The 9525-nt window shown below is 36.5% G+C and carries 15 protein-coding genes; all 15 read left to right on the top strand.

Translation table 11 applies throughout. From position 1 onward, the window contains the following. Window positions 1-471 precede the first annotated feature (471 nt). Window positions 472-1386: a hypothetical protein gene (locus tag Q0236_RS09605; RefSeq protein ID WP_297917223.1), complete on the top strand. Its 915-nt coding sequence runs from the start codon at window positions 472-474 to the stop codon at window positions 1384-1386. A 24-nt stretch (window positions 1387-1410) separates the two neighbouring features. After that, entirely contained in the window at window positions 1411-1689 is a 279-nt protein-coding gene (locus Q0236_RS09600; protein ID WP_297917221.1) for a hypothetical protein, read from the top strand. Further along, entirely contained in the window at window positions 1689-1991 is a 303-nt protein-coding gene (locus tag Q0236_RS09595; RefSeq protein ID WP_297917219.1) for a hypothetical protein, read from the top strand. Before Q0236_RS09600 ends, Q0236_RS09595 begins: the two co-directional genes overlap by 1 nt. 35 nt (window positions 1992-2026) lie before the next feature. Next, the gene (locus tag Q0236_RS09590; protein WP_297917217.1) at window positions 2027-2161 is read left to right on the top strand and encodes a hypothetical protein; all 135 of its coding nucleotides are present in this window, start codon (window positions 2027-2029) and stop codon (window positions 2159-2161) included. Between the two features lie 12 nt (window positions 2162-2173). After that, window positions 2174-2509 carry a hypothetical protein gene (locus Q0236_RS09585; RefSeq protein WP_297917215.1) on the top strand — a complete coding sequence of 112 codons (336 nt, stop codon included), beginning with the start codon at window positions 2174-2176 and terminating at the stop codon, window positions 2507-2509. Beyond that, window positions 2496-2864 (top strand): hypothetical protein, encoded by a 369-nt coding sequence (locus Q0236_RS09580; RefSeq protein WP_297917213.1) that lies wholly within the window; start codon window positions 2496-2498, stop codon window positions 2862-2864. The genes Q0236_RS09585 and Q0236_RS09580 overlap by 14 nt, the downstream gene beginning before the upstream one ends. 97 nt (window positions 2865-2961) lie before the next feature. Next, window positions 2962-3288, top strand: coding sequence for a hypothetical protein (locus Q0236_RS09575; RefSeq protein ID WP_297917211.1), 327 nt, complete (start codon window positions 2962-2964; stop codon window positions 3286-3288). Beyond that, window positions 3285-3773 carry a VapD family protein gene (gene vapD / locus Q0236_RS09570; protein ID WP_297917209.1) on the top strand — a complete coding sequence of 163 codons (489 nt, stop codon included), beginning with the start codon at window positions 3285-3287 and terminating at the stop codon, window positions 3771-3773. Before Q0236_RS09575 ends, vapD begins: the two co-directional genes overlap by 4 nt. A gap of 9 nt (window positions 3774-3782) precedes the next feature. After that, window positions 3783-4799 carry a hypothetical protein gene (locus Q0236_RS09565; protein ID WP_297917207.1) on the top strand — a complete coding sequence of 339 codons (1017 nt, stop codon included), beginning with the start codon at window positions 3783-3785 and terminating at the stop codon, window positions 4797-4799. Between the two features lies 1 nt (window position 4800). Beyond that, window positions 4801-5232 (top strand): hypothetical protein, encoded by a 432-nt coding sequence (locus Q0236_RS09560; RefSeq protein ID WP_297917205.1) that lies wholly within the window; start codon window positions 4801-4803, stop codon window positions 5230-5232. Between the two features lie 10 nt (window positions 5233-5242). Next, window positions 5243-5761: a hypothetical protein gene (locus Q0236_RS09555; protein ID WP_297917203.1), complete on the top strand. Its 519-nt coding sequence runs from the start codon at window positions 5243-5245 to the stop codon at window positions 5759-5761. A gap of 67 nt (window positions 5762-5828) precedes the next feature. Beyond that, window positions 5829-6530 (top strand): hypothetical protein, encoded by a 702-nt coding sequence (locus Q0236_RS09550; RefSeq protein ID WP_297917201.1) that lies wholly within the window; start codon window positions 5829-5831, stop codon window positions 6528-6530. A gap of 2 nt (window positions 6531-6532) precedes the next feature. Then, complete coding sequence (locus tag Q0236_RS09545; protein ID WP_297917199.1) at window positions 6533-7228, top strand: AAA family ATPase; 696 nt, start codon at window positions 6533-6535, stop codon at window positions 7226-7228. Continuing rightward, complete coding sequence (locus Q0236_RS09540) at window positions 7200-8834, top strand: hypothetical protein (RefSeq protein ID WP_297917197.1); 1635 nt, start codon at window positions 7200-7202, stop codon at window positions 8832-8834. Before Q0236_RS09545 ends, Q0236_RS09540 begins: the two co-directional genes overlap by 29 nt. A 285-nt stretch (window positions 8835-9119) precedes the next feature. Next, window positions 9120-9479 (top strand): hypothetical protein, encoded by a 360-nt coding sequence (locus tag Q0236_RS09535; RefSeq protein WP_297917195.1) that lies wholly within the window; start codon window positions 9120-9122, stop codon window positions 9477-9479. Window positions 9480-9525: the final 46 nt, after the last annotated feature.

Here is a 9525-nt window from a genome sequence, read left to right as displayed (position 1 = left end):
AATGTAGTTTGATTTTATTGTCATTATGTTTTAAATGTTATTTAGTTTTTATTCGCGCAATAGTAAATTTGTTTTTTCTAAGACTCTCAACGTATAACTCGATAGCTTCTTTAATATTGGCTATAGCTTCTAAGTATATTTGACCCTTTGTTTTTTGTAGATTGTAGCATTTCTTGCTACTTTTTTACAATAAGAATAGATTAGAAAAAACAGCGTTTTTTAGAAAATTTTTTATCTACTTAAATGCCCTTGTTATCGGAGTTTAGAGCCGTTTATTATGATTTTAGAATATTCTGTGTGGAATAAATTGTTTCTGTGTGGAATAAATTGTTTCTGTGTGGAATATTCTAAAGAGTTTTATAAATTTGCATAAAATTTCTTTCTAGTAGCTCGATTTTATTATGTTTTTGTAATAATTCTATTTTAAGAATAAAAGTAGTATTATTCTTAAAAATTTTGAAAGGATAACAAGTGAGCAGGAAGTTGCAGATAAAGGACATAAACGATACTAAGAATGCTACTACTCTTTTAAAAAATGAAAAAGAGATAATAGATTACCAGACGGGAGAGATAATATCTAGGGAAGATGTAAAGGTTACAAAGGAAAAAAATAGAGAAAAATTTATTAAAATTTTTATTGATAATCTCGATTATGTTATTGAAGCTTTAAAACCTATCGAAAAAGGGATTTTTTTTGTCCTTATGCACGAAATGAATTATCATAATGTTGTAACTATAAATTCAACCATTAGGAAGTCGACACAAATAGCTTTAAATTTATCTCAGCCGGCTGTTTCTAAGGGTATAAATGCATTAATCGAAAAAAAGGTATTGATAAAGATAGAGGCTGATAATGCAGAAGAATTTAATGTATCTTTTTATACCGGTAAAGAGTATTTGGTTAATCCACAACTTATAGGTAGCGGTTCTTTTAAAGAGTTATCAAGAATAAGGCGCGTGATCACTACAACTTTTGATTTTGATACTCTTGAAACTATTAAAAAGATAGAATCTTCGTATGCTTATAATGGCTTAGATGAAGTAGCCCAAAATTTAAATAGACACGAGGTTAAACAGATTACAAGTGAGGTTTCATCGGATGGGAAGAAGAAGGAAACTGAAATTTTAATTGGAGAAATTGGAGAAAAAGATCATATTAATGCTTCTGATGATGTTATAGAAGTAAAAGCTGCAGAAGAAGTTAAAAAATCCGATATTGAGCTGGAGGCTGAAATTTTAAGGCTCAAACTAGCTAGCAAAGAGGCTGATAACGAGAAGCTAAGGCTTCAGATCAAACTTGCTAGCATTAATGGCGGCAAGAAAGTTCAACCTTCTTTGTTTGATGATGAAGAGATTATGCCCGGTAAGAATGACGAGGATCTGTGAGAATTTTTTTAAGGAAGTGAATAAATGCGTAGATTTACAAATGTTAAGGGCTTCAAGATTTTCGAAGTTTCGGCTGCGGAAGTAAGGGCTATAGGCGGTTTTGGTATATGTGATAGTTGCAATAAGCATTCTGACATAGGCTATATAATGCCGGTTCTTGGCGGTTATTGGTACTGCAAAAAGTGTTATGACGATTGGGATGCACATAGTAAATTTTATGAAGAGGATGCAGAATATGAAGCAAGAATGAATGATAGGTGGGTTAAAATCTTTAAGTCGAAAGGAATAATGGAGGATTTATAATGTTTAGAATGAATAATGTGCCATTGCTTGAAAGGAAAATGATTGAAAACGGCTATGTGGTCTTTTATACTATAGCCGGTAATGAAATTGAGTGTTTTAAGGAATTTGATGATTTTTATAAAGCTCGTAATTTTATTATTAAGCTTGATAATTTTAAAAGATGTTTATTTGTATCTAACGGTAAAATATATGATACTCTAGACAGTAAAGAAAAAATCAATGATCTTTTTTGGATAAAAATACAGCTTGATGAACAAGAATCTTTTTTCAACGATATTATGAGATTATGGAAAATGAAATAAAAAATTATAAAATAACTTTATAAAAGGAGGGTGTGATGCAAATTGCAATGATTGGTTTTACTGTTTTGGCTTATGCGGCATGTTTTTTTTATACTTTAGAACTTATGAATAAGGATCAAAAACTTGATGTTTGTTGCTGCGGCGGAAACGCATTGGCTGGTATTTTTTAAAGGGGTAAATCAATGAGCTATAAAACAGAGTTACAAGAGCTCCAAAAGGAGCTTACGGAGATCAATATCAAAAAACGCAAGATAGAAAAAGAGTTTGCCGTAGCTGCAAGAAGTCTAATCGCCGACAGCTTTCCTTTCGGAGATATCCAAAAAACCATTTACGGGATAAAATTACCTCTTTCAACGAATGGAAAATTTAAATGCTCCAAAACGATGACCTACGATAATTTGTTTTTAGGCGACGTGACCTTTCGGCTTTATCACGAAAAGGATCAAACCGAAAAAGTTGAAAAAGTAAAACAGATTATAAAGGGATTATATGAAGGAGAATACGATGGAAAATTATAAAGTTAAGCGATTTCTTAAAGAACAAATGATACTTGCTATTATGCTAGTCATCGTATATTTTGTTATGTTTTATGCCTTTCCGGCAAGTTATTGCTATTTTGCATCATTGTTTAATAGAATTTATGACATTAGTTTTGAAACAAGTAGCTTTCATGGTTTGCAGGAAGCGCTACAACTTTTTTTCGGTTTTGCATATAAGACTTTAATATATTTTGCTCTTTTTGTGTTTTTTGCTATAGAAGAATTTTTTATTTTTCGTGCTTTTATTAGCAAAGATTATAATTTTGAGAAAAATGCTCAAAGACGAAAAAAATTTTCAAAATTTGTTTTACGACAAACGAAAATCCAAAGATAGTTATGAAAAAATATACATAACGATAATTTAGTTATATCTTTTTTCATAACTTATGGTATAATTCGATATTTAAAAGAATAAAAGGAAAGGATAAAAGATGCTAGGCACCAAAATAGTAATGGATGAGGCTAAAATTATACGCGAAGGCAGGTGTGATCTAGCTAGAGTGTATCAAATAATCGATAAATTTGCGCAGGAGTGCAACCTAGTAAAAAAGGATAAATTTACCTATCTTTGTAAGGAAGACGACGATCAAGACTTTCCGCATTTAGGTAAATTTACACACGCTATTTTGCTAAATCAGAAATTCTTTCGCGATAATGTGAAAGAGTGGAGATGGTTAGACGATGACGAAGGTCAGCTTAGGGATGCAGATCTTATAAGTCATATACGGAGATTTGAACGCAAAGGATACTTCAAATGAGTCGTATTCGAAGAGCCATAAATTTTGACCTAGATACCAAGGCCTTAAAAGAATTCTATCCGGGCAAGGATTATCGTGCAGCATACGGCGAGATCAAAGCTTTTATGGAAAATAACGGTTTTGAGCATAGACAATGGAGTGGCTATGCTTCCAAAATAGCAATAGAGAAAGATGAACTACTTGGATACATTGGCGAGATGACACATCGATTTCCTTGGCTAAGTCAATGCGTAAATAGATTTGACGTAACGAATATTGGTAGAACTTATAATATGATCGATACGATAAAAGCCACATACGCGCGACAGCAAGATACATTTGAAGCAGCCAAACCGCCTATGCAAGATACTCAAGGTGCTAGTGACGTTCTATCCCAGATACGCAGCGCTCTTGATGAAAGCGATCGGCAAGCAGATATATTTAAAAGCTTTGGTTTTAACGATGAAACCAAAGCTTCACAAACGAAAATTCAAAGACGGTTATGAAAAATATATATGGAAGAGATCAGCAGAAAAGAGTTTAAAAAATCGGTTCTAAGGAAGTTCCAAAAAAAGCAAAGCGTTGCCGTGTTTGCGCCGAAATATTTCGGTAAGAGCACGTTTTTGCATTCCTTACATGACGAGCTAGCAAAAGCCGGCGAAACTACGGTATTTTTAAAGCTTGAATGTATTTTTAGCCCGGAAGATCTCTTTGAGGCTATGCGGCGTGAAATACAAAGAATTTTTGATATTTCATTCAATAGCTTTCAAAACGATATTGCTGCTACAGAGCAGTTAAAAGATGTTTTTATCGCGTTTGGGCGCCTTGCGGAAGAAGCGAAGCGCACGATATACTTTTTTATCGATGAATTTGATGAAATAGAAAAAATACAAAGCTCTAAGCTCGAGCTAAATAGCGTATTTAACGATAGCTGGATGCCATTTTCAGATGTGATATTTTGCTTAAGCATAAAGAATTCGTTCGGAATCGACATATTTCGTAATCCTAAAAGCTCTTTATACGGCTTTGCCGAGGTTTTAAATTTACCGAAGCTATCAAATATTGAGACAGCATCGTATTTGGTAACCGAATTTAACGAAGCAGATCTTAATATCGATCACGCTTTGATAGGAGAAATTATTAGAAGAACTAATAATTTGCCCTTTTACGTCAAAAGTGTATGCAGGGAGCTTATCTTGAGCCGTCGAGGGCAAGAGGTAACGGAAGCGGATCTAAATGCCGCTATAAATGAAGTTTATCGCAGAGAAAAGATAGTTTTTATGTTACAGCTAAAATTTTTGCGAGGCAAGAAACACGGCTCGGCAATACTTCTAAAAGTAGTTAAGGGCGAAAATCCTTATGATTTGGTAAATGAAACCGGCGTGGTAAAATCGAATATAGCGGCTTGGCTTTCTATTTTAGAAAAGGAAAATTTGATATATAAAAATAAAGTTGGCAAAGCTAAATTTACGTTTTTTGATCCCTTTTTAAGGCGATATATCTTAGAAATTTATAATGTGGAGGAAAAATAATATGAGCGAAGAATTGCAAAATTTAGACAATGAGGTTCCTTTCGAGGAAGAGATCCGGGTTTTGGTAAAAGCGCTTGCTCAAAAGCTCAAAGATACTAGGATCGACGTCAATACGATGGCAAAGTATTTTAAAGATGAGAATATTCATCTAAAAAGTAGTAACGAAAAAATTATAGAGGACACGCAAAACCTTGACGATACTATAGGGGCTTTGGCCGAAGAGGTGGAAAAGATACAAAAAGACGTTTCGTCTCTTTTAAATTTTGGTGGTGGTAGTGCAGGCGGCAACGTAAGCGATTCGGCTTTAAAAGCCATTTTTGCCGATATGGCAGAAAGGGATAATAAGCTGGTCGAACGAGTGCAGCAAATAGTGAATGAGGCATTAGGTGGCGTAAAAGCTAAACCGAGAAAGAAATTTTTAGGTATTTTCTAAGGAGTATGTGATGAGCGAAAAAGAGAAATTTGACTATGAAAATTTCAAAAAGAAGGCACAGGAAAGAAAGGCGTCGAGAAATAGCAACCTTTCAAATCTCCGCGTAGATAATAGGGATATGCTCTCTACTAAGGCTATGGTAGCAATGCTGGGATATATTATGAGCTCAAAGAATAAATCCGGCGGCAATACCGATGAAAGTAGTTTAGGCGATATTTTAAAGCGTGCCGGAATTGATGAAAAAAGCGAATTATACAGCTCTACTGTGGGGATTATTAAGGAGATAGAAAAGCAAAGAGAGGTCGGCAAGGAACTGGATCTTAAAATTTTGCAAACAGATCCGGTAAAGGAAGCGATAAGGAAATTTGATCCGGCAAATTTTGAAAATAATATGAACGAGCTTAAAGAAGCTATTCAAAATCAAGGCAAAGAGCTCAATGTAGAGCATATTTTAGGTGCGGCAAAGAGATCCGATACAGATACCGCCAAAGACGTTTCTAAGAACACTATGAGGCTAAAGCAGCAATAAGGTTGTTTCGGTGATACAAAAGGCGCGTAGTTCTAGCAGCAGAAGTCTCTTGAGAGAGGCGGAAACGGTGATATTGTTGGTAAAGGACGAAAGCGCTAAGCGATGGTTTGAAAACGCTATCGGTAAAATGATCGAAAAAAGGCGCGACCCGGAATCTTTTATGACGGGTGCTAAGGATCTGCGAACAAATTTATTATCCTATCTTAGCCAAAAAGGCGACGTGAAGACCGCTAACATTTGGTGTAGAGGCATAATTTATTCGGAGATAAAGGAATTTCTTGCCTCTTTAGAGCATGAGCTCCAAAAGCATGATTTTGAAGGGGTGGTGGAACTTCATCTGCAAGATAGAGAAATCAACTCCCCCCATATTCAGTATGTGGGTACTAATGCGGAGGAAGCTCAAACTATCATAGCAAATTTCGTGCTAAGACACGGCTATGAGGAGAGTTTGGAAAGTGCTATACAAAGCAACTATATTCCAGCCTATCAAAGCGTTGAAGGTAGATATCTACGCATAGATAGCACTGATCGAGAGGTCGAAATTCAAGAGATTGCTGCACAGCGCGAACAGCATAAGCAAGAGATTATATCGAACATAAAGGAATTTATCGGCGCGCTAGACGATCTTAAGTCCGATTTTATCGATATTATGAGTTTAAAGGAAGAGGCCACGACGAGAGAGAGAGTTCGAGAAAATAGAACCAAAAGTACGGCCGATATGCTGAATGAATGGGAGCAAAAGGCCAAAAATAGGACTAGAAGGCGATAGGGATGAAAAATTTATACATTTTTGCCGGAGTAAATGGAGCTGGTAAGTCGACATTTTATATCAACCAGATAGATAATAATGATTTTTACGGCACTAGAATCAATTCTGACGAAATCGTTAAGGAATTTGGAGACTGGAAAAATAAAAAGGATCAAAATAGAGCCGGCAAAATAGCGCTCAAGCTTAGAGAGTCTTACCTGCGCAGGGGGATAGATTTTAACGTAGAAACTACGCTAAGCGGCCGCGGCATAGTTAGATTTATAAGCGCTGCAAAAGCGTCCGGTTATAGGATAACGCTCTTTTATGTGGGTCTTGAAAGCGTTGATCTGTCAAAGCAAAGAGTAGCCATTAGGGCACAAAAGAACGGCCATAGCATAGAGGAGGCAGTATTGGAGCGTAGATATTCGCAGAGCTTTGATAACCTCGCTAAAGTGATTCCGTTTTGCGAGGAGATATATTTTTATGACAATAGCAAAGAAATTTTAAACGAGGAAGATCAGAAATTTTCAAATTTACGTCTGATAGCCAAGAAAGAAAACGGCCAGATTATCACGCTTGGCAAAGTATCGTGGCTTGAAGATGTTTTAAAAAATATGAGTGAAGACTACTCCGCCGTTGAAGAGATCAAGGCGGAAATTTCAAAGAATTCAGAAGAAAAGGAGAAAAACAATGGTAACCGTAAATTTGCAAGATGCTAAATTTGAGGATCTAAATATCAGAGAATTTTCGCAGAAAGCCTATAGGGCTTTTTTGCCGTATTGGAACGGCAGCGAGGAAGAGTTTTACGCCTATATGCAAAAAAATGGCATAGACTACGATTTCAAGGTCTCTAATATTAGCGAGTTAGGTGAAAAAACGGATAAATTTTTGCAGGATCTATCTGCGGCCGTAAGGCGAGATATAGGCAAATTTGATTTTCGTTTGAGCACGGCTTTGACGCAGCGAAATTTAAAGCCTATCGAAACCGGCGATTATGTGAAAATTACCCTTTCAAGCGATGAAGAGCTTTCAAAAGATGCTTATAATAGCTTTTTAAGCTTTAATAGCCGTAGCTTTATAGATTTTAGGGAATTCGATCCTGATAAGAATGAACTAACTCTGATTTACAATCGTCGCGGGATCTTTGATGAAAACGAACGTATTGCAATACTCAAGGCGCGCAATAGCCTCACTTTAAGCGATAATTTTCAACAAGCCAAAGATAATAACTTCATCCTCAGCGGTCTTTGCCGCGAGCTCGCTAAGACCGGTATGGATTTTAGATATGAATATACCACTACGGAGGGAGTTACAAAGGAATATTCTATTTCGGCCGATAAAATTCTTGGCTTTGCCGAGAAAAAAGAAGAGAAAAAAGAGGAAGCGGTAAAGGAAAGGATAGTAAGAGAAGCCGCTAAGGCGGAGATTATTCGAGAAAATTCTCAAACTAGGCAAAGCCTAAGCGAGGATAGTAGCGAAAAAGAGATCCTCGCAGAAGGTAATACGGAGATTAGGCTACCCGTTAAGGGGGCGTCAGAAGTAAATTTAGACGAAGTAGTAGAAAAAAGTATATCTTTGTATGAACAAAAAGAGATTGAAAAGATCAAAATTAGGCTGGCAAAGTCAAGAGAAGAGGCGATGGTGGCCTATCAGGAGATGAAAGATAGGATCAATTCCGGATATACTATATACGAGAGTATAAATTATGTGAAGCAAAAATTTCGCGAAGAACATACCGCTAATATGGCGAGCGCTTTTTTGACAAAAGACATTTTAGAGGTAAATTTGTTAAAAAATACGATAGATTCCCAAAATTCCGAGATCCAAAAGCTCGGTATAGAGGTAGAAAATAAAAATTCCGAGATCACAAAGCGCGAGGAAACTATCACTAGCCTAAAAAGCACCGTGCAAACTAAGGTCAACGAGATCAACCTGCAAAAAGAGCAGCATCAGGAGGAGCTGGCGGCTCTGACAGCTAAGGCGGAGGCTAAATTTAAAGAGCTCGATGCAAGTTATGGTAAAAAAGTAAAGTCTTTGGAGGCGGAGATCACAGAGCTTAGAAGTAAATTAAACGCAGAAAAAATACAATCAGATGATAAAAATGATATTTCTGATACTCAAAAATATCAAAAAAATGGTATAATATCACAAAAGCGATCTGTATCCAATCAGCAAGATATAGAAGAGCTCAAACAAATGCTCGACGATGAAAAGACGAGCAATGAGAAAAAACGCGAAATTCTAGGAGAGCTTAGAATGAGCGATATTTTAAGCGACGAAAAACCGCGGGATGAGGATAAAAATGGCAAACGAGCTAAGAAATAGCGAAGATTTTATTAAAGAAATCTTAAAAAATAAAATTAAATTTGTAGTGGGGGGGGGGCACCCTATAATTTCTGGTTAAAAGCCGACGATAGCGTATATTATGAAAATATATCGATTATAGCGGACACAACCTCTTCCGAAGTCGTTTGTTTTCCAACTCAATCGCAAATATTAGAACTTCTTCAAAAATCCGATAAAACTTATTGTTTTCTTGCACCATACCATTGTTTTGCAGATATTCGTGATTTTATTTTAGAGATCGAACTTGAAAATTTCTGCGGTGTTTTGACTTCGCAAGAAAAGGCGCTCGGTATAAGCAAAGCACAAGCGCTAAGTAGTAAACTCGGCATAAGCGTCGTTGAGAGCCCATACAAACTTTCGGACGTAGGCGGCGCAGAGAAACTCAAGGAATACGTAAAAAGGCTTACGATTGCCGAAAATAACGGATTTCGTCCTAAGGGTATTTTCCTTGTAGGTATCCCGGGTACCGGTAAGACATTCTTTCCTACTTGTCTAGCGGGCGAGTTGAATAGACCCTTGGTGATCTTAAATTTAGAGGTTCTAAAAGAGAGCGGCGAGCCTATCGACGGTGCAAAATTTACCCCATTGGGGTTTGAAACACCGTGCTTGATAGCTCTACGGTAGTGCCGCTGGTGCAAATTTACCTCGTTGGAGTCTGAAACCCGAGCCT

This window comes from uncultured Campylobacter sp., from assembly GCF_938031315.1.
Lineage (GTDB): Bacteria > Campylobacterota > Campylobacteria > Campylobacterales > Campylobacteraceae > Campylobacter_B.
The sequence above is the reverse complement of the archived record's forward strand: the minus strand, read 5'-3'. Positions and strand labels throughout refer to the sequence as shown.

Coding starts and splice junctions, on each gene's coding strand:
- Q0236_RS09600 (WP_297917221.1), top strand. CDS start 1,411: ATGCGTAGATTTACAAATGTTAAGGGCTTCAAGATTTTCGAAGTTTCG.
- Q0236_RS09595 (WP_297917219.1), top strand. CDS start 1,689: ATGTTTAGAATGAATAATGTGCCATTGCTTGAAAGGAAAATGATTGAA.
- Q0236_RS09590 (WP_297917217.1), top strand. CDS start 2,027: ATGCAAATTGCAATGATTGGTTTTACTGTTTTGGCTTATGCGGCATGT.
- Q0236_RS09585 (WP_297917215.1), top strand. CDS start 2,174: ATGAGCTATAAAACAGAGTTACAAGAGCTCCAAAAGGAGCTTACGGAG.
- Q0236_RS09580 (WP_297917213.1), top strand. CDS start 2,496: ATGGAAAATTATAAAGTTAAGCGATTTCTTAAAGAACAAATGATACTT.
- Q0236_RS09575 (WP_297917211.1), top strand. CDS start 2,962: ATGCTAGGCACCAAAATAGTAATGGATGAGGCTAAAATTATACGCGAA.
- vapD (WP_297917209.1), top strand. CDS start 3,285: ATGAGTCGTATTCGAAGAGCCATAAATTTTGACCTAGATACCAAGGCC.
- Q0236_RS09565 (WP_297917207.1), top strand. CDS start 3,783: ATGGAAGAGATCAGCAGAAAAGAGTTTAAAAAATCGGTTCTAAGGAAG.
- Q0236_RS09560 (WP_297917205.1), top strand. CDS start 4,801: ATGAGCGAAGAATTGCAAAATTTAGACAATGAGGTTCCTTTCGAGGAA.
- Q0236_RS09555 (WP_297917203.1), top strand. CDS start 5,243: ATGAGCGAAAAAGAGAAATTTGACTATGAAAATTTCAAAAAGAAGGCA.
- Q0236_RS09545 (WP_297917199.1), top strand. CDS start 6,533: ATGAAAAATTTATACATTTTTGCCGGAGTAAATGGAGCTGGTAAGTCG.
- Q0236_RS09540 (WP_297917197.1), top strand. CDS start 7,200: ATGGTAACCGTAAATTTGCAAGATGCTAAATTTGAGGATCTAAATATC.